17 protein-coding genes are annotated in these 25,033 nt (G+C 50.9%); 6 read left to right on the top strand and 11 right to left on the bottom strand.

What is annotated here, in order from left to right:
• Positions 1-15: 15 nt before the first annotated feature.
• Entirely contained in the window at positions 16-2,736 is a 2,721-nt protein-coding gene (locus A0W33_RS12360) for a hypothetical protein (protein ID WP_068838421.1), read from the bottom strand.
• A gap of 169 nt (positions 2,737-2,905) precedes the next feature.
• Here A0W33_RS12360 and A0W33_RS12355 point away from each other — a divergent pair, with 169 nt between their 5' ends.
• On the top strand, positions 2,906-3,802 hold the full coding sequence (locus tag A0W33_RS12355) for a universal stress protein (RefSeq protein WP_068838420.1): 897 nt from the start codon (positions 2,906-2,908) through the stop codon (positions 3,800-3,802).
• On the opposite strand, the gene A0W33_RS12350 is transcribed toward A0W33_RS12355, so the two are convergent.
• A complete protein-coding gene (locus tag A0W33_RS12350) occupies positions 3,799-4,701 on the bottom strand; it encodes an ATP-grasp domain-containing protein (protein WP_068838419.1) in 903 nt (300 codons plus the stop codon). The two genes, A0W33_RS12355 and A0W33_RS12350, sit on opposite strands and share 4 nt — an antisense overlap.
• A gap of 143 nt (positions 4,702-4,844) precedes the next feature.
• On the opposite strand from A0W33_RS12350, the gene A0W33_RS12345 reads away from it, so the two are divergent.
• The 3 genes from A0W33_RS12345 to A0W33_RS12330 all read left to right on the top strand — a co-directional run bounded on the left by A0W33_RS12345 (position 4,845) and on the right by A0W33_RS12330 (position 6,973).
• On the top strand, positions 4,845-5,495 hold the full coding sequence (locus A0W33_RS12345; protein WP_068838418.1) for a hypothetical protein: 651 nt from the start codon (positions 4,845-4,847) through the stop codon (positions 5,493-5,495).
• A 690-nt stretch (positions 5,496-6,185) separates the two neighbouring features.
• On the top strand, positions 6,186-6,644 hold the full coding sequence (dtd, locus tag A0W33_RS12335) for a D-aminoacyl-tRNA deacylase (protein WP_068838416.1): 459 nt from the start codon (positions 6,186-6,188) through the stop codon (positions 6,642-6,644).
• 2 nt (positions 6,645-6,646) lie between these two features.
• The gene (locus tag A0W33_RS12330) at positions 6,647-6,973 is read left to right on the top strand and encodes a nucleotide pyrophosphohydrolase (RefSeq protein ID WP_068838415.1); all 327 of its coding nucleotides are present in this window, start codon (positions 6,647-6,649) and stop codon (positions 6,971-6,973) included.
• 67 nt (positions 6,974-7,040) lie between these two features.
• Here the strand turns inward: A0W33_RS12330 and A0W33_RS12325 are convergent, their stop codons facing one another.
• On the bottom strand, positions 7,041-7,766 hold the full coding sequence (locus A0W33_RS12325) for a 2-phosphosulfolactate phosphatase (RefSeq protein ID WP_068838414.1): 726 nt from the start codon (positions 7,764-7,766) through the stop codon (positions 7,041-7,043).
• Positions 7,767-7,843: 77 nt separating this feature from the next.
• Positions 7,844-8,932: a glycine cleavage system aminomethyltransferase GcvT gene (gcvT, locus tag A0W33_RS12320; RefSeq protein ID WP_068838413.1), complete on the bottom strand. Its 1,089-nt coding sequence runs from the start codon at positions 8,930-8,932 to the stop codon at positions 7,844-7,846.
• A 350-nt stretch (positions 8,933-9,282) separates the two neighbouring features.
• Here gcvT and A0W33_RS12315 point away from each other — a divergent pair, with 350 nt between their 5' ends.
• A complete protein-coding gene (locus tag A0W33_RS12315) occupies positions 9,283-10,773 on the top strand; it encodes a sensor histidine kinase (RefSeq protein WP_068838412.1) in 1,491 nt (496 codons plus the stop codon).
• Positions 10,774-10,807: 34 nt separating this feature from the next.
• Entirely contained in the window at positions 10,808-11,242 is a 435-nt protein-coding gene (locus A0W33_RS12310; protein WP_068838411.1) for a response regulator, read from the top strand.
• Between the two features lie 70 nt (positions 11,243-11,312).
• Here the strand turns inward: A0W33_RS12310 and A0W33_RS12305 are convergent, their stop codons facing one another.
• The 7 genes from A0W33_RS12305 to prfB form a co-directional block, all read right to left on the bottom strand.
• Complete coding sequence (locus A0W33_RS12305; RefSeq protein ID WP_068838410.1) at positions 11,313-11,909, bottom strand: ribonuclease HII; 597 nt, start codon at positions 11,907-11,909, stop codon at positions 11,313-11,315.
• A 31-nt stretch (positions 11,910-11,940) separates the two neighbouring features.
• Entirely contained in the window at positions 11,941-12,996 is a 1,056-nt protein-coding gene (locus tag A0W33_RS12300; protein WP_071890044.1) for a porin family protein, read from the bottom strand.
• A gap of 243 nt (positions 12,997-13,239) precedes the next feature.
• Positions 13,240-14,682: a SusD/RagB family nutrient-binding outer membrane lipoprotein gene (locus A0W33_RS12295; protein WP_068838408.1), complete on the bottom strand. Its 1,443-nt coding sequence runs from the start codon at positions 14,680-14,682 to the stop codon at positions 13,240-13,242.
• Positions 14,683-14,700: 18 nt separating this feature from the next.
• Positions 14,701-17,865 carry a SusC/RagA family TonB-linked outer membrane protein gene (locus tag A0W33_RS12290; protein WP_068838407.1) on the bottom strand — a complete coding sequence of 1,055 codons (3,165 nt, stop codon included), beginning with the start codon at positions 17,863-17,865 and terminating at the stop codon, positions 14,701-14,703.
• A 713-nt stretch (positions 17,866-18,578) separates the two neighbouring features.
• Positions 18,579-20,096 carry a RagB/SusD family nutrient uptake outer membrane protein gene (locus A0W33_RS12285; protein WP_068838406.1) on the bottom strand — a complete coding sequence of 506 codons (1,518 nt, stop codon included), beginning with the start codon at positions 20,094-20,096 and terminating at the stop codon, positions 18,579-18,581.
• Between the two features lie 9 nt (positions 20,097-20,105).
• Complete coding sequence (locus A0W33_RS12280) at positions 20,106-23,294, bottom strand: SusC/RagA family TonB-linked outer membrane protein (protein ID WP_068838405.1); 3,189 nt, start codon at positions 23,292-23,294, stop codon at positions 20,106-20,108.
• A 641-nt stretch (positions 23,295-23,935) separates the two neighbouring features.
• Positions 23,936-25,013 (bottom strand): peptide chain release factor 2 gene (prfB, locus tag A0W33_RS12275; protein ID WP_139237172.1). Its coding sequence is split into 2 segments (ribosomal slippage): positions 23,936-24,952 and positions 24,954-25,013, totalling 1,077 coding nucleotides; the frame shifts between segments, so codons are not numbered across the junction.
• Positions 25,014-25,033: the final 20 nt, after the last annotated feature.

Raw genomic sequence — 25,033 nt, 5'->3', positions numbered from 1 at the left:
GAATAAAGCTGCTCCTTACTCGCCTACCGTGAACTCCAGTTTCATTAGCTCGTTTCGGTGTACTCGGTAGAGGGTGTAGCTGTTGCTGGTTTCGTTGAAGTAGATGGTTACCGGCTGGTAATTCTCCAGCGTACGATTACCGATGAGGTTGCCTTTCATATCGTAGAGATACGTTTTCTGAGGCCCGCGCTCAGTAATGGCCACAATCCTATTGTCTCCCCCGAAGTTAAAGTACTGCACAATTTTAGAGGCTGAGGTAACGTAGCGCTTCTCGAACAGCTCATTCAGGTCCTGGTCGAACAGGGCCAGTTTTCCCTGCTCCTGCCGCGCAATCACAAACGAACGGCCATTGCTCGCCTCAGGCACCAGCTCAAACAAAGCGCGCTTGCTTGGGCGCAGCAACTGTTCAGTGTTCAGCACCCGGCCCTGCAGGTTAAAGGTGACCACATTGCCATACCGGGTCACGGCGGTGATCTCGGTGCGCTTCAGGTCTGCGCCCACCTTGGCCACTGCCCCGGAGGTAAGTGGTGCACCCAAACTGATCGGAAAACCCGGCAGCGTTTCGCCGCTGCGGTTCAGGGCGTAGATGTAGCCGTTCTCCAGCAATGCCAGGATTACATCGTTGCCGCCTACGCGCAGGTGCTGTGGCTCGGCTGCCAGGCGGTAATCCAGGCGGCGCGGCTGCCAGCCCTGTATGGCCGTGCCCTGCATGTCGTACATGTACAGGTTGCCCATGTTATCATCCACCAGCAGGCGGTGGTTTCCGTTCTTCTCATAGTCAAACACGGCCAGGTGCTGCACCGTCAGGGAATCGGGCAGGTTGAAGGGGAAGTTATCCAGCGGCTGCCCCTGGTTGTTAATGGCGTGTATCTGACTGGAGGTGGCAAACAGGTAGCGCAGTTTCTTGTCCGCGCCATACTCTATCTGCTTCACATCGGTCTGCAGCGAAGCACCGAGGGTGTCCGTCCAGCCGCGCTTGCCGCCCGCCGTAATATTATGGAGCACAAAGGAGGAGTCCTGCACCACTACCTCCCGGCTCCTGTCCACGGCGTTCTGTAGCGGGAACGGACGCGTAACCAGGCGTGAATTAAACCGGATGATCTCCTCGGTCACCAGCGTGTTCTGCCCGGCATTGTTAATCTGCTCGGGCTTGCGCACCACCATGCTGGTGTAGTACTCTCCCTCCACAATGGAGAACTGCAGGCTTACCTGCGAGAACCGCTTGATGAGCGGCGCGTGCCGCAGCAGGTTGTCCCGGTCCTCCTCGGTAATATAGCGATTCAGGACATACCAGGCATTCACCGTATTCAGGTAAACGCTCATGTTCGCCTCCTGCAGTGTTTTGGCTATAAAAGCCGTTTGTCCAACTGATTTACCCCATACCTTCTCCTCCGAGATATCATCCAGCAGGTGGCGCAGCGTGGCCATCTCTTCGGCAATGAGCAGGTAATCGCCTACTTGCACCACATAGCTTTGCTCAAACCCGGAGAACACACGGCCTAACAGCTGTGCCGGCAGTTCCGGAACGTTCAGCAGTTGCAACGTATAGCTGCCATACTTCTCGGTGAGGGGCTTTTGCTGGCGCGCCGCCGACACCTGCTTGTTCAGCTGCGTCAGCAGCCTTTGCGCCAGCATTGGTTGGCCCAGGTGCACATAAGCCACTTTTTCAGGGCTTTGGTTGATGCTGCCAGACTCCAGGTACGCGAGGGCCGCCTCCTGGCTAAGTGTCTGGGCCAGGCTGTCTACCGTAGTGGCGTAGGTTGATTTGTTATGCTGCAACGGGAGGCGCAGGCGCTCGATCTCTTCCAGCCCGAAGTGCAGCAACAATGCCGTCCGGTTGGGCAGGTAGGCCTTTACCCCCAGCGGCTGTGGGGCCTGCGGCTGCATCACCTGGTGCAGGGAGTTCTTCAGCTTCTCTGGCGTGGAGAAGCCGTTCAGGAATATCTCCCCCTTCTCCAGTTTCAGTTCCAGCATGGCATTCTGGCACAGCGTAGCCAGGTAGCGCACAGTCGGCATCACCTCATCGCTTAAGAACAGGCCCAGCAGGTCGGGGAGCACGCGGTAATTCACAAAAACGTTGGCGTATACTTCGGGCTGTGCCAGGTAGTTGGTGTTCTTGAATTCAGCGGCTATGGAAGTGGGGTTGCCGCGCGTAATGCGCCGCACAATCTCCTCCACCAACACGGGCGAAGCACTAAGTATGATGTTGTTGTGATAGGTGAAATACGTAAAGCTACGGCCGGTGCGGGTGTTGGCGATGTCGGTTAGCAGGTGGCCCTGGTACTCGCGGGTGTCTTGTGTGAAAATCGGGCTTTTGTCAATGTCCTCAGTGAGTGACCGTAAAAAACGGTGCTCCCCCACGGTGCTGACAGGAACGTAGAAGACAAAGGCCACGTCGGTTTTGCCGGCAATGTGCACCGAGGTCAGAATATCTTTCTTGTCCAGGAAGCGCTCGAGGCGCTGACTGCCCGGCGCCACGCTGTCGAGGTACATGATGTCTTCCTCCAACGTCTGAATGAAAGGCAGCACCGAAAAGCTCTGCCACAGCTCTGTCTCCTCCAGGTGGTCTACCAGTGCCTGGTGGTTGTTTGTTTCCACCACCACCGCTGCATCCTCGGGCACCAGCGCCCACAGGTCAACTATCTCCCTGGAGCCCTGCCAACGGCTGAATCCGTAAAAGACCAGGGAGGCAAGTATAACTAACCCAATAAATATGAATACTATGCGTTTCGGCATGGGCGGTGTTTTCTGTCTACAAAACTAAGCCTTTTTTTGAACTTACCCGAAGGCCCCGCTCCCCGGTTCGCGTAGAAAAATTTATAGTATGGTGCATTGTTTCAGGTGTGGGGATAACAACATGCGGCGCACACTGCGTATACACCTCCCAAGCCATAACCCCATTCCCATGTTCAAAATCCTGATACCCGTAGATTTTACCGATAATTCCAGAAACGCCTGTAAATACGCCCTGCACCTGGCCGCACCTTACCCGGAAGCCGAGATACTGCTGCTGCACTGCTTCAGCGACTACCTGCTGGACCCTGAACTTGACGATCCCTTCGCTGACACGGGCCGCAGTTCGCTGAGTCCCGCCTCGGAGGCCATTACGGATCGCGTGCTGCACCGCAACCAGGAGGACGGACATGCTCAGCTGGATGCCCTTTACAAAGAAATCAAGGCAACGGGAGCAGCGCCGCACGTGCTGCTAAAGCGCGCTTTTGTCAACGGCATGCCCGAGGATGTTATTCCGGAGCAGGTAGCTGAGTATAAACCCGACTTGTTGGTGATGGGCACAAAGGGGGAGGATGACTACTCCCGCTCCCTGTTCGGCACCATCACCACAAAAATGGTGGATGAGGCCGAAGTACCACTTTTAACCGTGCCCGGGCACTACCGTGGGCATGGCTTCAGCCGCATTCTTTACGCCACTGATTTCAGCAAGACCGATGCACAGGCAATCCATTCGCTGCAGGAGTTGCTGCAGCCGTTTAACGCCCAAATCCTGTGCGTGCACATCGGCTCTGATGACACTGAGAAGAAGGACAGGCAGCAACTCGAACAGCTCCGTGAAAGCCTGCAAGGGAGTGCATCAACTCAGAACATCGGGTTTAAGCTGTTGGAGGGAGATGATGTAGCTGATGCCTTGGAGGAGTTTGTAACGCAGGAGCAGGTGGAGCTTATTGCGGTTACTAACCACCAGCGTTCGCTACTCAGCAGCATCCTGCACCCCAGTCTCACCAAAAAACTGGTGCTGGAAGTGCAGGTTCCGATGCTCGTATTCCACAGCCCGGATAAGGCTTAAGCTATGCTGGCCTCAGGCAGTTGCAGTTGTGTCAGTAGTGCCTCGTAGTAGCGTTCGAAAGCACCTTCGCTAGTGGCCATAAAAAGGAATGGCTCGATCAGTTCCAGTTCCATCAGCACCAGTTCTCCATTCACTTCCACACCGTCCACACGGGCGTACAGGCAGCCTTGTGCGTAATTGTCCACGATGTTATGCGCTGTCTCCAGCAAGTGCGCGGGCGGCTCTGGCGTATGCACCGTGCCACCGAAGAAATGTTGTACCCGGAAGTCGCCGGGCTTAGCAGTTTTAAGTACGGTGTGGCTGTACTCCCCGTTAAAGAAAAGGAACGACCACTCCCCTTTCGCCTGCACCTCGGGCACAAACGGCTGCGCCAGGAAGCTCTCCTGCTGCAACAGCGCATCTATGCTTGCCGCTTTGTCTTGGGCCTCGGCCTCTGTCAGGGCAAAGGTATTTTTGGCGGCACCGCTCACAGCTGGCTTCAGGATTAGTTTACTTGCCTGCAACTGCTCAAAAACAGCAGCGACATTTAACGAAGTACCCTGCTCCAACCAGAATGTTGGCACCACCCCTACCCCCTTTTCCTGGAGCTCGAGCAGGTAGCGTTTATCGGCGTTCCAGCGCACCGTTTTGATGGGGTTCAGCACCCGCACCTCCAGTTGCTCCAGTTTGTTCAGCCAGGCATAAAAGGCGTTAATTTTTTCAAAATAGTCCCAGGGCGCCTTCAGCAGCACCACGTCATACTTGGCCCAATCCACTGCCGGGTCGTCCCAAATTTCCAGCGAAATATTTAATCCTTTTTGTGATAACAAATGGAGCAGTGTGCTGTTTTCCTCCTCGGATACGCTTGTGTAATTTCCTTCGCTTTTATAAGTGATCAGCGCTATTTGCGGTGTGTTCATTTTTCATCATATTTGCCACAAAACTATACTTAATCCTGAGCCGAAGCAAATCAGCAGGTACCGATTAATCATAACTATTAGAGGGCAGATTCTCGTATACAAGCATAGTTTACTACCTCATTTTCATAACCACGACGTTCAGAATGTTCCTCCGCTTCCACAGCAGTATACGCTATAAGTACAGCCTTTCAGTACGGTTGCTCGTGCTGCTGTTGCTGGTGCATTCCATTGCTACTGCCTGTTCTGCCGATACCGCCACCGAGGCAGAGGACGAACCGGTGCGCCAGCGTCGTTTCGCTGCAGAGCCCGACGACACCGCTTCTGTCCGCCGCTCCCGCGAAACAGCCACCATCAGCTTGCTGAGTAACCCATTCGTGGCCAACCAGAAGCAAAGCAACAACCTGGCCTCGTACTTCGACCGCATCGACGCTGACTTCACGCTCGATGCCTATGCCATTGAGAACCGCCACAAACCTGATATTTCTGACACAATCTATACGATTCGGTTTGGCAACTCTATGCTGGAATTTTATGCTCCTACGCATTCTGGCGAGCTGCATCTGCAAACAGCCGATATCCGCAGTGGTGCCATTACGCTGCGTAACAACCTGCGTGTGGGCATGAGCCAGGCCGAGTTAATGAACCGCCTCAAGAGCCAGGGAGAAGACCTTAAAATTACCCAGACTGCCAATGAGGTGGTTGCCTCTAACCGTGAGGGAGCGCCCATCACCCTGCATTTCTTTCTAGCCAAAGGAAAGGTGCAGGAGATCAAGTATAATGGGTATGTGGATTAGGGTTTAGGTGATCTATTCCTGATGCTTCTTATAGTAGCTGTGCTGGCGCATTAGTTAGGCTATACTTTCTAGCTGCTGTTCACCTCTATACCTTGCCTGGCGCCAGTGTCCGCTTGTGCCGGCTACTGCTAGTGCTTCTGCCATACTTGCATAGCCACTGCTTACCGCGACTTCAACCAAGCTAACTTATCTAGCTGCCCTTCATCCTTCAGTTCCCAAATACTTATCGTTTCACCTTTAGCTTTGGAGCGCTCACGGCCGCGGGGCCCCGTCCTCGGGCATCGCGCTGGGACTTTTTCTTTGCTCGCTTCGCTTTGCAATCCCGCTCCCGCGGGACCGAAAAACTCCAAAGGCGCTCAACCCAAGGACTGGATTCAGTTCAGGTAGCAGAAGCCTTCGCTCATCTTCTTGTACAGGATTTGTAGGGACAGGTCGCGACCTGCCCGCCGAACACCATTTGCTACAGCGCTTGTACCTGAGTATGACCAATGCTGCTACTCCCTCTCCTGTTTTTAGGAGAGGGCCGGGGTGAGGTAAAACTCCCCTCCTTAGACAAACAGGGGCCCATCGTGGTTAGATCAATCAAGCGGCTGCACAGCACCTCCGCTCCACAAACAAGACTCTTCACTTTAAACTTATAACTCTAAACTCTTCCACCTATATTTGCTTCGAACAAAAACAAAGCAAACTATGCGAGTTGTGATTCAGCGGGTAACACAGGCTGCAGTGGAGGTTGAAGAAAACGTAAAAGGGCAAATCGGGCTGGGGTTGCTGCTGCTGGCAGGATTCACGGCCGAAGACACCGAAGAGGACCTGAAGTGGATGGCCGCGAAAGTGGCTGCCCTGCGTATCTTCTCTGATGCGGACGGTAAGATGAACCTGAGTGTGCAGGAGGTGCAGGGCGATGTGCTGGTGATCAGCCAGTTCACGCTGTATGCCAGCACCAAGAAAGGCAACCGCCCGTCGTACGTGAATGCGGCTCCCCCGGCTGTGTCTGTTCCGCTGTACGAGCGTTTTGTCACGCTGCTAGAGCAGGCCTTAGGCAAGCCGGTGCAAACGGGTGAGTTTGGCGCGGACATGAAAGTGTCGCTGCTGAACGATGGTCCTGTTACCATTGTGATGGACACCAAACAAAAAGACCTATTTTAAGTATGACGATAGCCGAAGCACAGGCCACCGTAGACAAGTGGATAAAGGAGAACGGGGTGCGTTACTTCAACGAGCTCACCAACATGGCCATACTTACCGAAGAGGTGGGCGAAGTGGCCCGCATCATCTCCCGCCAGTACGGCGAGCAATCATTTAAGAAAAGCGACGAGGGCAAAGAGTTAGGCGATGAGCTGGCGGATGTGCTGTTCGTACTGATCTGCCTCGCAAACCAAACCGGTATCGATCTGACTGAAGCCATGCGCCAAAACCTCGAGAAGAAAACCTCCCGCGACAGCGACCGTCACAAGCAAAACAGAAAATTAAGTTAGAAGGTTAAAGAGTTAGAAAGTCAGTGGTAAATATTACTCCATCCTAACTATCTAACTCTCTACCTTTTTAAATTTCTAACTTCAAAACTCTCAAGTCTACCAGTCGGTCTTCGCGCCACACTGGGAGCACGTTGTAGGCGTCGTGGCGCAGGCAGAATTCGATGTCTTTGAAGATCTCGAGGTGCTCCAGCCGGCGTACGTGTGAGGACTGGCGCAGGAAGCTGAGCAAATCAGCTTTGGCGTTCTGGTACAAGTATAAAGCCGCAAGGGCACTGTCGTGCTCGTAGGAGAACTGCTGCTGCAGGCGCTCTACCAAGGCTCCGGCAAACAAGGTATCCTCCAGGTTAAACTGCCCTTTCCAGCCAGCGCATACTACCAGCACATCCAAGCCCAGCTCCGCTAAATGATCTGCCACCGCCTGCAGGTTCAGGAAAGCACCAATTACAATCTCATCAGCTCCTTCAGACAGGCGGATGGCACGCGTGCCGTTGGTTGTGGTGATCGCGATCTCGCGGCCCTGCACGTTGCCATCCATGTAGGCAAAAGGCGAGTTGCCCAGGTCAAAGCCCTCTGCCTTAATCCCGTTCCGCTCGGCGGCGGTCAGGCAGCCACGTGCGGCAAAGCTTTGGCACTCCTCCAACTCCATCACAGGGAAGATCGTGGCGGCACCTTCGGCAAAAGCCGTTACCATGGTCGAAGTGGCCCTTAGTACATCCACAGCCACCACGGCCTTGCCTTTCAGCTCATACAAGTGCAGCAGCTCAGGGCTGAAGCACACATCTATACTTGGCATTTTAATTCGATTTTTGTTACTCGTTATTCGCTGTTCGATTCATAACTACCGAGCAACGAATAACGATTAACGATCAACTACTTCTTATAGAAAGGAAGCTTCACCACTTCGGCTTTCATGTCTTTGTTTCGAACACGGATAAATACCTCTGAGCCGGTTTTGCTGTAATCTTTGGCTACGTAACCCAGGCCAATACCTTTGCCCAGCATCGGCGACATGGTGCCGGAGGTTACTTCCCCGATCTTCTCGCCCTCCGCGTTTACGATCTCATAATGCGCGCGCGGAATGGCCTTATCCACCATCTCGAACCCAACCAGTTTGCGGCTGATGCCCTGCTCCTTCTGCGCTTTCAGGTTGGCAGCATTGGTGAAATCTTTGTCAAACTTAGTCACCCAGCCCAGGCCAGCCTCTATCGGAGAGGTGGTGTCGTTGATGTCGTTACCGTAGAGGCAGAAGCCCATCTCGAGGCGCAGCGTATCGCGGGCACCCAAACCAATCGGCTTGATGCCGTAGTCCTTGCCTGCCGCCATGATTGCCTCAAAAACTTTCTGGGCGTCCTCGTTTTTCACATAAATTTCAAAGCCACCGGCTCCGGTATAGCCTGTAGCCGAAACAATCACATCCGGCACCCCGGCAAACTCGCCCTTGTCGAAGGTATAGTATACCATGTTCGGCAGGTCTATTTGCGTGAGCGACTGCAGTGCCTCGGCTGCCTTTGGTCCCTGCACCGCAAACAGAGAGATTTGATCAGAGATGTTTTCCATCTCCACGCCCTCGGTGTTATACTTGCTCACCCAGTTCCAGTCCTTGTCAATGTTCGAGGCATTCACCACCAGCATATATTCTTCCTCTGCCAGGCGGTATACCAGCAGGTCATCCACAATGCCGCCGTTCTCGTTTGGCAGGCACGAGTACTGTACTTTATTATCAGCCAGTTTTGAGGCGTCGTTAGATGTAACACGCTGGATGAGGTCCAGCGCCTTTGGGCCGCGCAGTATAAACTCGCCCATGTGCGACACATCGAAAATGCCTACAGCCTCGCGAACCGTTTTGTGTTCTTCTATATCGGATGAGTAGCGCACAGGCATGTTATAGCCGGCGAAAGGCACCATCTTAGCGCCAAGCGCCTCGTGCACATCATTCAGAGCAATTTTCTTTAGTTCCATTCGGGATAGCGGTTCTAGTGTGGCGCAAAAATAAGTAATTTTAAAGGGCTTCCGAAATTTAATCACCTTCTCCCCCTATAAGTTACAGCCTTCTGTATCACCTCCTATTATTGCAACACATCTAAGGAATATAAATATAACATAAGTACTATATTTTCGTAAAGATTACTCCAATAGCAAACCCACACATGGTTATCGTTACTTCCTGCTGTACTGCTTACCCCAAAGCCGGCGAAAAAACCTTATCTTTGAATTTTAGCTATCATTGGGTGGCTTCGCTCTCATAGCGGCCGCTCTCCTTCAGCCACTGGAGCTGTTTTCACCCTTATTTGTTGCTATCGCCCTGATACATGAAACTTTCTGTTAAACTCTTTGCCGGTTTTGTGCTGATATCGGTGCTCTTCACGGCTGTGGCCATCGTTAACTACCGCCTGTCCAAAGTCGTAATCGAAAACACGGAGTGGGTGTCACGTTCGCAGATCGTGATTAGGAACTCTGCCGCCCTGCAGCGTAGCATTACGGACATGGAGTCCGGATTGCGCGGGTTTCTGCTGAACGGCAACGAAACCTTTTTGCAGCCCTACACCCAGGCCAAAGATCAGTTGCCTGGACTTTTCCAGACCACTGAGAAGTATATCGCCATCGCATCAGATCAAATTCAAAAATTGGAGGAGATAAACGCGCTGCAGAAACGTTTTGTAGACAACTATGCCGAGCCGCTCATCCAGTTGAAGCGAAATGATGCCGCACAAATCAACGATGACACTTACGAGACGCAGCTGGACAGCCTTATCATGGGCGAAAAGATCATCATGGACTCACTCCGCAGCAAATTCAAGCAGTTTAACGCGTTTGAGTATAAAGTACGCGAGGATCGCCGCGAAAACCTCAGCCAAAGTATCGACAATACCCGCGAGGTATCTACTATCCTGACTATTCTGTCGGTTATACTAGGCCTTAGTTGGGCCTACTACATCACCCGCCTCATTACCAACCGCATTATTAAGATGGTGAAGCTGGCTGAGCAGGTATCGCAGGGCGATTACAAAACCCAGATTATAGATACCAGCCGGGATGAGCTCAGCCAGCTTTCTCACTCCCTCAACCGGATGTCGACCACCATCGATGAGACCTTCACCGAGCTCGACCGCAAGAACAAGGAATTGGACCAGTTTGCCTATGTGGTATCGCATGACCTGAAAGCGCCCCTGCGCGGCATTGAGGTAGCCTCGCGCTGGATAGAGGAAGACATGGGCGAAAACCTGCCGCAGAACGTGCAGGAGTACCTGACGTTGATGCGGGTACGGGTACACCGCATGGAGAACCTGATAAACGGTATCCTAGCTCTTGCCCGCATCGGCCGCACCAGCCAGGTGGAGGAAACCGTGAACGTAAACCAGCTGCTGGTTGAGTTAAAAGACATGCTCTCCCCCCCTCCGGGCTTTGTGCTGGATGTGCAGGAGGACTTACCCACGCTGCACACAATCCGTATACAGCTGCAGCAGGTGTTCAGCAACCTAATCAGCAACGCGATCAAGTACCACGACAAGGACCATGGCGTTATTTCGGTACGCCACCACGAGACGGAGGACTTTCATGTTTTCTCGGTGGCGGACGACGGCCCTGGCATTGAGCCAGCGTACCACGAGCGGATATTCGTCATTTTCCAGACACTGCAGGAGCGCGACGCGGTGGAGAGTACGGGAGTAGGCCTGGCCATTGTAAAGAAGATTGTGGAGTGGCAGGGCGGCTCCATCTGGGTAGCCTCCCAACCGGGGCAGGGCGCCACTTTTACCTTTACCTGGCCGAAAGACACGGGTAAAGAGGAAAATTTTTCATAGTTTTGTATTAACTGACAAGAAGTACCTCTACATAATGAATACTGAGAAAGTAAATATACTGCTGGTAGAAGACGACTACCTGGATACCATGAATGTGGAGCGGGAGCTAAAAAAGATTGGTCTTACCCATCCGATACACGAGGCGCGTAATGGACGCGAGGCCCTGAACATGCTTCGTGGCGATGGCGTGGAGAAGATAGCACCGGCACCAAGCGTTATTCTCCTGGACATTAACATGCCTAAAATGAACGGTCTGGAATTCCTGGAGGAGCTGCGCCGGGAGCCTGAGTTCAGCCACATTCCCGTTTTTATCATGACTACCTCCAATGAGGAGTCAGACCGCATGGCCGCACAACGGCTTAATGTTTCGGGCTATATCGTGAAGCCGCTCTCCTTCGACAGCTTTGAGCGCAGCGATTCTTCCCTGGATAGCTTCAGCCTCTTCCTCGACCTGATCAAGCTAAAATAATAACAACAAGCCATACTTGTACCAGGCGGTGCAAGTATGGCTTGTTGTTTTAAAGTCCCTCTACGTATAATCAGCCCAACGCTGCTTGCTTTGCCAACAGCGCAAAAGACTGCCGGTGATGCTCAGTAATTCCATACTGCGCTATGCCGGCGCGGTGTTGCCTGGTAGGATACCCGGCATTCTGTTCCCAGCCGTACTGGCTGAACTCAGCTGCCAAATGGCTCATCAGCTCATCCCGATAAGTTTTTGCAAGTATGGATGCGGCCGCGATAGATTGGTATTTTCCATCTCCCTTCACAATGCAGCTATAGGGTAGCGTGCCGTAAGGCTTAAAGCGGTTGCCATCTACCAACAGGTACTCAGGCCCCCTGGACAATTGCGCGATGGCCCGGTGCATGGCCAGGTAAGACGCCTGCAGAATGTTGACCTGGTCTATTTCCTGTGGCGTGGCCTCTCCTATGGCCCAGGCCACCGCATCGCGTACCACATCTTCCCGCAACTGGTCCCGCAGCTTCCGCGACAGCTTTTTAGAATCGTTCAGCAGCGGGTGTTGGTAGTTTGGAGGAAGTATAACGGCCGCTGCCACCACCGGACCGGCCAGGCAGCCGCGCCCTACCTCATCTACGCCAGCTTCTAAGGTGTAGCCGCTATGGTTTGCTAAAAGCATTGCTGTTCTTTGTTTTTAATCCTCTGTGGCCTTATTGAGTCATGATGTTGACTCTCCAGATACCGGGCTCGGTTATTTCAAATTCTAAAATACTCTCGATACTCCCTATTCCCACGGTTGCCTGGGTCGTGTAACGGATTACGCCCTTAAAAGGAAACTGAATGTCCCTGAAACCCATGAACAGGGGCGTGTTTATTTCCTCCCCGCTGGAACCTGAAAGCAACACATTTGTCGGTGTGTTGGCACCCATTGAATTAAACTCATACTTCACCTCAGGTCTTGCCGACTCCCCCATCTTTACAATGCTCACGCGCTGTACGTTTCGCTTCGTGGTGATTTTGTATCCGGCCTTCTTGGCTTTACTTGGTTTAGCAGGATCATAGTATTCATCCTGCAGATCGTAGCCAGCAGGTCTGTTTTTGTTGCCGACCATGTACTTTTTATAGCCGAATATATAAGAAACAGACGCCTGCAATAGTATGTTCTTCTCCCAATTTACCCGTTTCACCACTTCTCTAAAGCCCTGGTTGTACCGTAGCCCCAACCCGATACCTGTGTTGCTCTGATAACCTACCCCTGCTATGAAACCGATATCGAATGGCTCCACAAAATCACGCGTATCAAGGCTGGACTGTGCGTAAGAAATCTCACCGTTCCTGTTGAGCATGTGCATATTCTCTTTTTTGCCGCTGAGATGGACGCCAAACTGCGGGCCCGCCTCAAAGTACACTTTTCTTAGTTGCAGTCGCACAAGTACAGGTATGTCCAGGTAGTTAAGTTCTGTGTGCTGGTTCAATTGCACAGTGTCGCCTGCCACTGCCTTGTCTTTCTTGTAGTACCGCGTGTAATTGTACCCCCGGGTAGTATACAGCAGTTCTGGTTGCAGGAAAAGGTCCTCGCCTATGTTGGTGTAAAGTGCTACGCCCAGATGGTATCCCCTGTCCCAATCATAGCTGCCGTTTACAGTGCCGATACCATTTACTTTGCTGTAGTTCATACCTCCTTTGACTCCAATGAAGGTTTGCCCATGCACAGCTACTGTGCAACAGAGTGTACAAAGAAAAATAAACAGGGATTTTAAATTCATTTTAAAGTTGTTTTATAGCTTCTCTCATTTAAATAACTGCATGCACTAAACTTAAAAAGAGTTATCGGTTGCGATATGATCCTGGATGACTGCCCCGGCTCGGACTATAACCGTGTAAGTTTTGATGCTGCAATCTTAGAAAGCGAACACAGCGCTTTAACTCTTTATTTTCAAGCACCTATTTAAATAAAAAAAGGGTCAGGTGATATACACCTGACCCTTTTTTTATTTAATCATTAAAAATTAATCTTCTGATGCGTCATCCCACCATACGCCGTCCGTGTAAATCTGCACGTCTGGAATGTTTTCGCTGTTTGCAGCGATCTCACTCGTAGGGTAAGAGAAGCGAAGCGGCGGAGCCGAAATCTGGTGCTCTGCAACGAAGCCAGGGAAACCTGTTCTTCTCCAGTCGTTATAAGCTTCGAACGGCTGGAACAACCAGAAAGCGATCCACTTCTGAAGTATAACGTCACGCACCTGCAGTGCAGCTGCCGTCTGTGGCAGATCAGCATCCAGCAGGTAAGTGGCAACAGCAGCATCCGTAGCACCAATCTGGCGCTTCATAGCGGCTGAGATACCTTCTTTGTAAGCTGTGTAGGCAACATCCGCGTTTCCAAGTCTAAGGTTTGCCTCAGCCTGGATAAACTTCAGCTCGTCATACGTCATCAACGGCATAGCAGCAGTGGCGTTCAACACAGTGGCCGTAGGGTCAGAGAACTTCGTGCTTGCCTGGTCGTTCTCCTGGGCTCCGTTCGGAAAACCAGTGATAACACCTGTGGCAGGTACCGGCTTCACCATTGCCTGAAGGCGTGGATCGCTCAGGGTAGTAAGCGTGCTTACGAAGGCATCACTTACGGCGTGGTGTGCACGGTCGTTAGACTCCTGGAACCAAGGATGCTCTCCAATGGCAGTAGCGGTGTACTTGTTGAATGTAAAGTTGTCTGCGGCACTTGTAAAGCCTTTAGAAGCGGCATCAAGCGCTGCTGTGGCAGAGCCGGCAGGGTCAATGTTGCTTAGACGGTTGTAGTACCTAGCTTTCAAAGACCAGGCTGCTTTCGTCCATTTTGCAGCATCGCCGCCATAGATCAGATCTGATGCGCCTGGGCTTACGCCTCCTTTTGCAAGATCAGCGATTGCCTCGTCCAGCAAGCGCTGAATGCCTGCATAGATAGCCTGCTGCTCATCAAACTTAGGCTTGCGCAGGTCACTTCCCTGGCCTATTTCAGTGTAAGGTACACGACCCCACGCATCTGTAGCCACAGAAAGCGTGTACGCCTTCAGTACCTTGGCAATACCCACGTGAATGTTGCTTCCCGTCTCGCTTCCGCCTTCAGAACCTTTCTGAATGATCAGGTTCAAGTCTGGAAGAACACCTGCGTAGATGTTGTTCCACACGTTGTTCACAATCGAGGATGCCTCCTGGTTCGAGCGTCTGTCAGCATCCTGAAGCTGCCCGTGGGCACCCGCTGTGTGACGTACGTACACGGAAGAGTACCAGGCAAGGTCCGTACCGGTAACGGCCGTTGGCACGTTCACGGTTACCTGCGGCATCAGCAGGCTAAGCGACACATCCTCGGGTGAGTTAGGGTTTGTGTCAATCTCATCCAGCACATCATCGCTGCACGAACTGGCGCCGAAAAGCAGGCCAGTCGCAAGCAGGAAACTTAGAAATTTATTCGTCTTCATGATTTATCTACTTATCAATTAAAATCCAATTTTCAAACCAACACCGAAGCTTCTGGCCTGTGGCAGCGATACATACTCCAGACCCTGGAAGTTACCTGATCCACCCACGCTTGTCTCTGGGTCAAAGTTAGGGTAATCTGTTACCAGGAACAGGTTGCGGCCTGTTACGAAGATTGATGCATTGCGTACCGGTGTTGCAGAAAGCAACGTAGCTGGCAGTGAGTAGCTAAGAGCTACTTCTCTCAATCTCACAAAAGAGGTAGAGTACACGTTAGACTCTGTGATGGCATCCATTCTGTTGCTCCAGAACGTCTGGCCACGCACGATTTCGATATCGTTGTTGCCTTCCAGCACCAGGTTACCGTCACCGTCCAGGAAGCCTTTAGAACCAGGGTAAACATAAGCTGACTCACGGTCTTCAGTTAATGCTGCCATACCGTAAAGCTTCAGCAGTCGCGTGTTACCAGCATACATGTTACCGCCTTTTCTCCAGTCTAACTGTGCTGTCAGGTTAAGTCCTTTGAAAGTGAACCCGTTTGTGAAGGTGAATTCAAAGTCAGGCTGTACGTTACCGATGTTTGTTTCAGGGCCTACAAGCGGCATACCGTAGTATGGGTTGGCACTACCATTCGCCAACGTTGCTCTGCTGTCTACTACCACGTTACCTGCATCATCTCTTACAAAAGACGAGCCAAAAATAATAGGATAAGCACCACCTGCCTCAGCTCTGATATTTGGTGTAACGAAACCACCCAGGAAGATATTATCCACACCTTCAGCCAGTTCTAACACCTCGTTCTTATAGGAAGAGAAGTTAGTAGTCAATGACCATTCGAAAGCATCTGTCTTCACAGGAATGATTGTGGCAATCAGTTCATGGCCTTTTGTCTCTAACTTACCAGCGTTTCTAAACTCTGAAGTAAAACCTGCTGACGGTGCCAACGGAACTGCAAATATCTGGTCTGTCGTCGTCTGCACGTAGTACGTATAGTCCAATGTAAAGCGGTTGTTGAAGAACCTGAAATCACCACCTACTTCAACTGTTTTGGTGTTCTGCGGCTTAAGAAGCGGAGAGTTCAGCGTGTTGCTAAGTGTACGTCCGTTCAAACCATTGAATGGGAATGAGATACCGTCCGTTAAGAAACCTGATCCGGCACCACCTGCCACAAACACGTTCTTTGTGATGAAGGCAGTTTCCGGGGCCTGTCCAACTTCCGCGTAAGAAGCTCTGATTTTACCGAAATCCAGGATGTTGTTATCGATTCCAAAAGCATCTGTGAATACGAAGCCAGCACCTACGGATGGGTAGAAGAATGCACGGTTGCCTGGGGCAAGGTTAGAAACATAATCCTGGCGGGCAGAAGCGTTCAGGAACAGGTAGTCTTTATAACCCAATTCCAGGTTAGAGTAGAAACCTACTGTTCTTCTGCTTGACATTGTCTCAGACGTGGTCTGTACTGTCGTGTTACCGATGTTACGAAGGCCACCGATACCAATACCCTGACCCACGTTGTTCAGCAGACGGGAGTTGATCTCGTACAATTCGCTACCAACCAGCAGGTTTACGTTCAGGTCTTCAGTTACGTCTCTGTTAATATTGGCAGAGATGTTTGAGTTCACCTGGTTTTGCTGGAAAGCATAGTCGTTGATCTGACCGCCAGAAGGCGTAGCTGATCTACCGCCCGTGAAGCCAGAACCCAGTTCGTATACTTCCTTACCATCCGTGATGAAGAAATCGTTACCCAGTCTGTAGTTGATTCCTAACCACTCCAAAGGCTTGTAGTTCAAACTCGCGCTTCCGATGAAACGGCGTGTGTCTTCGTAAAACTTGTTGTTGGCCAATGACCATCTTGGGTTGTCGATAGCACCACGGTAGTTGATCTGCTTGAAAGGGTTGTTTGGATCCGCAAAAGGAAGTCCCCACAGGTCGAAGTTTCTAGGAGCAGCATACAATGTGAAGAGCGGGTTTGACAGGTTAGATCCACCTGGCACCTTGTCTACGTGCGTGTCAGCGAAGTTAGCGCTTACACCCAGTGTGAACTTAGGATTAAGTTTGAAATCGCCGCCAACCTTTGCGTTGAAGCGCTCCATGCCAGTTGTAGGTACAATACCTTCCTGGTCTGTGTAGCCCAGGGAAACGGCATAGTTGCCAAGTTCGCCGCTGTTGGCTACTGTGATGCCATTAGTGGCTGTGTGGCCAGTCTGGAAGAAAGGCTCTACGTTATCAAACACTCTGTTGCCTGGCACTACATTGCCAGCAGGGTCAGTGATATCGCCCAATGAGCTGATTTTCGGACCCCAGGATAGTGAGGTTGTTCCGTTGAAAGCACCGCCAGATCCCTGAGAATACGTGCTCTGCAGGTCCGGTGTAACGGATACCTGGTCAATAGAATAATCAGTGTTGAATGTAACTGTTGCACCTTTTCTGTCGCCCAGGCCTCTGCCTTTCTTGGTTGTGATTACCACTACACCGTTTGAGGCGCGAACACCATAAAGTGCAGCAGCAGCACCGCCTTTAAGTACCGAGATAGACTCAATGTCGTTCGGGTTAATGTCCAGTGCACGGGATGAAGCGTCTGTTCCACTTACACCGCCCGCGAATGAAGCATTACTTTCAATAGGCATACCGTCTACCACGTAAAGCGGCTGGTTGTTGCCTGTGAAAGAGCGGTTACCACGGATAGTGATAGTAGAGGAAGAGCCTGGCAAGCCACTAGACTGGCGAACGATTACGCCCGCTACCTTACCCTGAATGGCGTTAGTAACGTTTGGCTGGTTCACACGTGTGATTTGCTCGGCATCCAGCTGCTGTACAGAGTAGCTAAGCGCTTTCTCCTCTTTCTCTATACCGAAAGCCGTCACTACCACCTCGCTTAGTTGCTTAGTGTCTATCGGCAGTGATACATTTATTGAACTTGCATTACCAATTGCGCGCTCTACTGTCTGGTAGCCAATAAAGCGAAAAACCAGCGTGTTTCCATCAGCTGGTACATTAAGAGTATAAGATCCGTCAACACCAGTGGTGGTACCCACTGTGGTTCCTTTCACCAGTACTGCCACGCCAGGCAGCCCTTGTGATGTGCTCTGGTCAGTAACCGTACCAGACACCGTTCTGCTTTGGGCATACGCCTGCTGCAGCAGCGTAAGCACCATCACAAAACTTACTAGTAATAATTTTCTCATTTGTTGTTAGAATTTAGGTGAATTATAATTGGAAAGAACTTGAGCGTTTTTAGCGATTATGCAAGGCTGGCATGACCTCGTTAGCTGCTTTTCCGGAGCGGGTCTTATCGGACTATACCTAGCTGCAAAGCAGGTAAATTTAAGCACCCCTTTAAGTAATTAGAAAGTATGGGTTTGTGACGGCGCGTACAACATGCCTTAACTGGTAAACGAAAACTGTTATCTATCAAAAACGGCTTTTGAACCCGGACGCACAACTGCATTTCTTCTCGTATCTTCTGTATTTATTACCAATAATATGCAGATGCAAACTCAAAAGCAATAGGTCCAAATAATAATTATTAGTGTTAAAACATTCAAAAGCAGTATTTTATACTGTCCCTTTTAAAACCAAACCGCTACAATCCTTTGCTATTTGTTAGCACAGGTACAAAAAGGGGCTACAACAATAAACTGTTTATCAAGCTTGTACAAGGGGCAACACAGCACGTATGCACAACTTGATTCAAGCAACTCAACGCTTCCGGAGCCGGACATTTCAGCACAAGAAAGCATAATGTTTTTTTAATTTTTTTTGCACTAAAAATTTCGTCTTGCGGTTTAGCGATAGCTGCCACTGACCTGCCGCCATGGCTCACTGGCAGCAAATCTACCATCATAAAAAAAGCCCGCCCGTCAGAAGACGGGCGGGCTTTTTTTATGATGGATGGACATTACAGTGGGTTCTGCACCATGCCCGGGTTTTTATTGGCGTTAAGCTCATCCTGTGGTATCAGCCACTGCCACTGCTTATCTCCTGCCGGCATGTCAAACAAGTTGTTGGTAAGTGTGGCCGAGTGGTTAGCGCCATTCCTGTTTAGCGGGCTGTTTGTGCGCTTCAGGTCCAGGAAGCGGAAACCCTCTCCCCATAGCTCAATGCGACGCTGCACCAGTATCTCCTCAATAAGCTCCTGCCCTGTCAGCTCCACAGGCACGTAGGCTGCATCACGGCTCTGCACCAGTGTCGTCAGCACAAGCGCTGCATCAACATACTTTGCCTGGCGCGCCAAAGCCTCTGCCTCGATCAGGTACATTTCCGCGGCTCTCATGTACGGCACGTCACCAATACTGCTGGCGCCACCATCTGCCAGAAACTTTCTGTTCATGTATGGCCTGGCAGAGAAGTTGGACGGAATGATATACCCGTTCACATCAAACCCTGTCGTTTTGCCGTCTGCGTCTTTCACCGCCGTAGGTGTCGGGTCCCACATCTGCTTTCGCACATCCGTGTCTGCTATCTTCGCGTACAGCTGGCTGTTTATTGCTTTAGGGTTAGTTCTAATGTTAGTAGAGCTAAAGTTAGGCGACATGTAGGCAAAGAATGAGTAAAAATAGGTGGTCTGGTCAGCAATCTGGTCAGAGCCCCACATCCATTCTCTGTTTGTGACGTTGTTGAAACCTGCCATGTAGTCTGCTCTGCTCATCAGACTGATGCCTGTTCTGGCTTCATTTGCAAACTTAGCCGCAGTTGCCCAATCCTGCATCGTCAGGGCCACGCGTGCCTTGATACCCTTCGCAACCTGGATGTTAAAGTGCGACTTGGCATTACGTCCCTCTGGTAAGAGGGTGATGGCCTCATCGATGTCCTTAACAATTTGGGCATACACGTCCTGAACAGTGGCACGCGGTTGTCCCTCTATCGTGTTGGAGGTCATGACAGGAACACCAAGTTGGTTGTTTGTACCCTTCGAGGCATCGTAACGCTCTGCAAAGATCTGCACCAGTTGGTGGTGTGCCCAGGCTCTGTAGGCCAATGCCTGGCCTTTTATAGCAGCCTTATCAGCGGCAGGACCATCCACCTTGTCTATGTTGGCAATGATCATGTTCGCGTTAGCGATTAGCTTGTAGTAAAGCCTGTAGGTGAAGTATACAGTACCAGCGGTAGCGTTGCGGTGCGTTTGCCACTGGTAAGCTGCGTTGAACCATCCGTTACCAGCGGCCGTCATCACTAGGTCTTCGCCCAGCATGTCCATGTTGATCATTACTGACCCGTGGCCTGCCTGGTCCTGGTTACTGTACTGCATGAACATGGCTCTGTGTATGCCATTTAATGCTGCCCATGCGTTGGCGGTAGTAGTAAACACAATCTGCTCTGAAACTGCATCCGTTGGCTGCACCTCCAGGTACTCTTTTTCGCAGGAGCTGAACAGCAACATGCAGGTAGCAAGCGAACTATATAATACTTTTTTCATTTCTAAAAATTAAAGGGTAACGTTCAAACCAACAGTGTAAATCCTGGAAGGGATGTAAGCGTTAGAAGTAACACCTGAGTAAGACTGATTCACGTTCATCCCGCTGCGCTTGGAGTAGATGCCTAAGTTCTCACCGGATGCAAACACGCTGGCGTTCTTCATGAATACTTTTGAAGAGATTTCAGAAGGAATGGCATAGTTCAGGTTTACGGATCTGATGTTCAGGTAAGAAGCATCAATCAACCAGCGGTCAGACTGGGCATTTGACTGCGTTGCAGCAGAAAGATCCATTCTTGGCACGTTTGTCACGTCGCCAGGGTTCTGCCAGCGGTTCAGGATATCCTGGTGCAGGGCGCCACCCTGTGTTCCACCGTTCATCAAGCTTGCATATGTGGCATCGTACACTTTGCCACCCACCTGGTACGTCAGCAACACGGAAAGCGAAAGTCCTTTGTACGTGAACGTATTGGTGATACCACCAGCGAAATCAGGAATAGCAGAACCTGCATAGTGGAATCTGGCGTTGTTCGCTTCTGTCGTTACAGAGTCGCCGTTGGCCAGCACCTTTGTTTTGCCTTCCACCCACTTGTCTGCTACAAAAAGGCCTGCTCCGGTTTCAGTGTCCACACCGTACCAGTCACGCAGCCAGTAGTCATAAACCGACTTGCCAACCATGTACTTCTTTGTGCCGGTAATCATTTCTTCCTGTGGCAGCTTCTTCAGTTCGTTCTTGTAAGTAGCGCCGTTCAGGTTCACATTCCATGTGAAGTCTTTCGCTTTCACTACGTCTGTAGACAATTGCACTTCGAAACCAGTGTTCGCCATGGTACCGATATTGTCCCATCTTGTTAACACACCGCTGGAAAGCGGAAGAGGCACCTGGAACAATAGGTTTTCAGATTCTCTGTTGAAGTATTCTACACTGCCTGATATTCTGCTGAACAGGTCAAACTCAACTCCGATGTCATAGCTGTTGTTTGATTCCCATGTCAGGTCATTGCTTGCAAGTGTTTCCTGCAGGAAGCCCGGCTCGCCCGCGTTGTTGTACCCAAGACCATACAGAGCCTGGTAGCCGTAGTATCGGTCTGCGCCACCGTTCAACAGGGCCTCGTTGCCTACCTGGCCATAAGAGCCTCTCAGTTTCAGCATGTCAACAAACGCTGGCATTGTAATGAAAGTCTCGCGGTCCAGGCGCCAGGAAGCACCTACTGACCAGAAATCACCCCATCTAACGTCTTTGTGGAACCTGGAAGAGCCATCACGACGGAATGAGCCGGAAACGGTATACTTGTCATCAAATGTATAGTTCACGCGAGACAGGTAGCTTTCTATTGTATGGCGGTCTGTGCGGGAATCAAGGCTGTTTGTGGTTGTAAAGTTACCCAGTTCAGAGTTGCCCTCCACAATCAGGCCCTGGCGCATGCCGTACAGGTACTTATAATTAAAGGCGTAGTTCTCATGTCCTACCAAAGCCTCTACAAAGTGCCTGTTGTTGAAAGTTTTAGAGTAGTTCAACAACTGGTTTGCCGTGTAGGTCAAAGAAGATGTACTTGTGCGGTTTGAACGGCCGGCCGGCGCACCGTCACCAACTTTGTTGTTGTTGTACTCTTCGCCCAGGTAGTTAGATACGTCAGCGCTGATGCTTGTCGTGAATTTGAAGTCCTTCAGGAAAGTTACTTCCGCAAAAGTTCTCGCGCTCATTACGTTGCGGTTGAACAGGTTGTCGTTCCACATGGTTTCAGCAACGATATGGCGTCCAACGCTGGCGCTGCTTCCACGGCTCAACAGGCCAAGTTCAGACATATTACCGTAGTCGTAGATTTTGTTTCCGTTTTCATCCAGAATCAAGGCACCTGTGGCCGGGTCGTGTGCATACACCGGATAGATTGGTCCCATGTTACGGGCAAAGTTGAACGGGTTCACATAGCTCGCGCTTGAGCCAGTGTTGGCCTGGTTTGACTCAGTGAGCGTACCAGACACGTTGAAACCTGTTCTCAGCCAATCGGTGGCCTGCGTGTTTACATTTACACGGCCCGTGAAGCGCTCATAGTCAGACTTAATTACATAGCCTTGCTCCTTCAGGTAGCCAAGCGATACGTAATAGTCGCTCTTGTCAGAGCCGCCACTGTAGCTCAAGCCATAGTCGCTGCGGGTGCCTTTGCGCTGCAGGGGCTCAAACCAATCCACGTCATCGTAACGCAGTTTCGCCTCAGGGTTTATCTTTCCATCAACACCCACAATGGCATTGTCAGCCACGTTGAACGGGTTGTATCCCAATATTCCTTTAACACTGCCGTCCTTACCATCACGCAGAGTTTTCAAACCGGATGCAATCTGGTTGGCGTCCTCCATAGAATAAGGAGTTGCTGCGTTCACTAAACTGTTTCGGCGGGCTTCCCACACCAGTGGGTAGTACTCGTAGGCATCTACACGGTCATACTCATTAATGCCTCGGTCGCTTAAGCCCTGTGACATTCTGAAGTTAACCTTGTTGCTGCCCTTCTTACCTTTTTTAGTTGTGATCATCACCACACCGTTTGTGGCTCTTGCTCCATAAAGTGCTGTAGAGGAGGCATCCTTAAGAATGGAGATGCTCTCCACGTCGTCCATGTTCAGGTTTGCGATGCTGCCCGTGTAAGGCGAGCCATCTACTACGTAAAGCGGATCGCTGGAAGAGTTGATAGAACCAATACCGCGGATACGGATATCCGGGGCAGAACCCGGCTGGCCACTTCCCGCGTTTGTCTGAACACCTGCTGCCTGGCCGGCAATAGCGTTCACCACGTTCGTAACAGGTCTGTTGGCTAATTCTTTCGCTCCTAATTGTGCGGCAGAACCGGTAAAGGATCCTTTGTCGGCTGTACCGTAGGCCACTACCACCACTTCCTGTAGCTGTTTCTCGTCTTCGCCCATGGCAATGTTAATTGCAGCGGCATTTCCGATTTCGCGCTCTACTGTTTTGTAACCAATGAAGCGGAAAACCAACGTTGTTCCGCTTGCGGGCACTTCAATGGAGTAAGTTCCATCTAAGCCTGTGGTTGTGCCCACAGAAGTACCCTTCACAATTACCGCCACTCCTGGCAGCACTTGTGATGTGACCTGATCGGTAACCGTACCAGACACGGTCTTGCTTTGGGCGTACGCCTGCTGTAGCAGGGTGAGCACCATCACAAAACTCAGTAATAAAAGTTTTCTCATTGTGAGTAAGTGAATAAAAGTAAATAAAGGTAGATGATAAATTAATTATGGTAATGGTAATATTCTGGGCATAGCTCCGCCACGGCACCAGGTGCGGAATTATTTTTTGAGCGTCCAAATTTGTGTTGTGCCATCGGCGCAACATGAAAGCTCCCTGCTAAGTCTGTTAAAGGAATGTCAGTTATACTTACCGCTCCAGCATTGCAACTGATTTGGGAAGTGATTATTTAATTGCAGAAGGTACCCGCGCAAAGCTTAGAACTGCCTTGCTTGTTGTAGAATTCCTGTAATTTTTCTCAATAATATGCAGCAGTAAAATCAAAAACAACAGCGTAGAAAAATAAATATTCAGAGTTGAAACTATTACTTGCGAAAAACGTAGCTTCCAGCTCTGCCGCATTGGCAGCATGTTATGGCAAAGCTATACTTTGCTTTATCCCAGCTTGTAAACATATCTCTAAATCAACATATTATCGATTTTGCATATTCACACCAATTGAATTTTTCCAGGAGAAGCATGCTTCTTTATCAGCGGTGGGCTTTTTGTAAAATTTACCTTCCACAAGTATAAAAAAACAGAAGCGGCACCTCTTAGAGGTGCCGCTTCTGTTTTTTTATACTTGCTTTTGAGGTCTGCTACGTTATGCCTGCATCAGGAATGCCTTGATGTATTCATCCAGGTCGCCGTCGAGCACGTTCTGCACATCGGAACGCTCTACACCGGTGCGCACATCTTTCACGAGTTTGTAGGGATGCAGCACGTAGTTCCGGATCTGCGAGCCAAAATCAATGCGTTTTTTGGTGCTCTCGATGCGGTCGCGCTCAGCATGGCGTTTGTCTAACTCTATCTGGTACAGCCTGGATCGCAGCATGCGCAGGGCGTGCTCCTTGTTCATGAGCTGCGAACGCTCTATCTGGCACTCAATCACAATACCCGAAGGCTTGTGCTTCAGGCGAACGGCCGTCTCTACCTTGTTTACGTTCTGGCCACCCGCGCCCCCCGACCGGAAGGTATCCCAGTCAATGTCGCTGGGGTTTACCTCGATGTTAATCGTGTCATCCACCACCGGGTAGGCAAAGATGGACGCGAACGAAGTATGGCGGCGGCCACCTGAGTCGAAGGGGGAAATGCGCACCAGGCGGTGCACGCCGATCTCTGACTTCAGGTATCCATAGGCAAAGTCGCCCGTAATCTCCAGTGTGGCGGAGCGTATACCGGCACCGTCGCCAGCCTGGTAGTTTATCTGCTTTACACTGAAGTTGTGCGACTCGGCCCACATGATGTACATGCGCATCAGCATTTCGGCCCAATCCTGGCTTTCGGTGCCGCCTGCGCCCGGGTTAATCTCAATGATGGCGTTTAGCTGGTCTTCCTCCTCGCTGAGCATGCGCTTGAATTCCAGCCCTTCCACAGCCTGCTCGGCCTTCTTGTACTCGGTTGCAATGTCCTCCTCTGATACATCGCCTTCTTTGTAGAAGTCGAACAGTACCTCAAAGTCAGATACCGCCTTTTCCACCTGCTCGTAGTGGTCGGTCCATACTTTGATTGACTTAATTTCCTTCAGCACTTTCTCCGCGGCCTTCGGATCATCCCAGAAGTCGGGGGCTGTGGTTTTGGTTTCGGTTTCGGCTATTTGCTCTTTCTTGGTATCGTAGTCAAAGATACCTCCCCAAGGCCTCTACTCTGGCCTTCAACTCTTTTAATTGCTCAGTTGTCATTCGCGTGGTTGGGTTATACT

Source organism: Pontibacter akesuensis (assembly GCF_001611675.1).
Taxonomy (GTDB): Bacteria; Bacteroidota; Bacteroidia; order Cytophagales; family Hymenobacteraceae; genus Pontibacter; species Pontibacter akesuensis.
The sequence above is the reverse complement of the archived record's forward strand: the minus strand, read 5'-3'. Positions and strand labels throughout refer to the sequence as shown.

Excerpts from the sequence above, each read along its gene's own strand:
- A0W33_RS12280 (WP_068838405.1), bottom strand. The coding sequence starts at position 23,294 with ATGAGAAAACTTTTATTACTGAGTTTTGTGATGGTGCTCACCCTGCTA.
- A0W33_RS12310 (WP_068838411.1), top strand. The coding sequence starts at position 10,808 with ATGAATACTGAGAAAGTAAATATACTGCTGGTAGAAGACGACTACCTG.
- A0W33_RS12345 (WP_068838418.1), top strand. The coding sequence starts at position 4,845 with ATGTTCCTCCGCTTCCACAGCAGTATACGCTATAAGTACAGCCTTTCA.
- A0W33_RS12360 (WP_068838421.1), bottom strand. The coding sequence starts at position 2,736 with ATGCCGAAACGCATAGTATTCATATTTATTGGGTTAGTTATACTTGCC.
- gcvT (WP_068838413.1), bottom strand. The coding sequence starts at position 8,932 with ATGGAACTAAAGAAAATTGCTCTGAATGATGTGCACGAGGCGCTTGGC.
- A0W33_RS12315 (WP_068838412.1), top strand. The coding sequence starts at position 9,283 with ATGAAACTTTCTGTTAAACTCTTTGCCGGTTTTGTGCTGATATCGGTG.
- A0W33_RS12325 (WP_068838414.1), bottom strand. The coding sequence starts at position 7,766 with ATGCCAAGTATAGATGTGTGCTTCAGCCCTGAGCTGCTGCACTTGTAT.
- A0W33_RS12300 (WP_071890044.1), bottom strand. The coding sequence starts at position 12,996 with ATGAATTTAAAATCCCTGTTTATTTTTCTTTGTACACTCTGTTGCACA.
- A0W33_RS12330 (WP_068838415.1), top strand. The coding sequence starts at position 6,647 with ATGACGATAGCCGAAGCACAGGCCACCGTAGACAAGTGGATAAAGGAG.
- A0W33_RS12290 (WP_068838407.1), bottom strand. The coding sequence starts at position 17,865 with ATGAGAAAATTATTACTAGTAAGTTTTGTGATGGTGCTTACGCTGCTG.
- A0W33_RS12355 (WP_068838420.1), top strand. The coding sequence starts at position 2,906 with ATGTTCAAAATCCTGATACCCGTAGATTTTACCGATAATTCCAGAAAC.
- dtd (WP_068838416.1), top strand. The coding sequence starts at position 6,186 with ATGCGAGTTGTGATTCAGCGGGTAACACAGGCTGCAGTGGAGGTTGAA.
- A0W33_RS12350 (WP_068838419.1), bottom strand. The coding sequence starts at position 4,701 with ATGAACACACCGCAAATAGCGCTGATCACTTATAAAAGCGAAGGAAAT.
- A0W33_RS12285 (WP_068838406.1), bottom strand. The coding sequence starts at position 20,096 with ATGAAAAAAGTATTATATAGTTCGCTTGCTACCTGCATGTTGCTGTTC.
- A0W33_RS12305 (WP_068838410.1), bottom strand. The coding sequence starts at position 11,909 with ATGCTTTTAGCAAACCATAGCGGCTACACCTTAGAAGCTGGCGTAGAT.
- A0W33_RS12295 (WP_068838408.1), bottom strand. The coding sequence starts at position 14,682 with ATGAAGACGAATAAATTTCTAAGTTTCCTGCTTGCGACTGGCCTGCTT.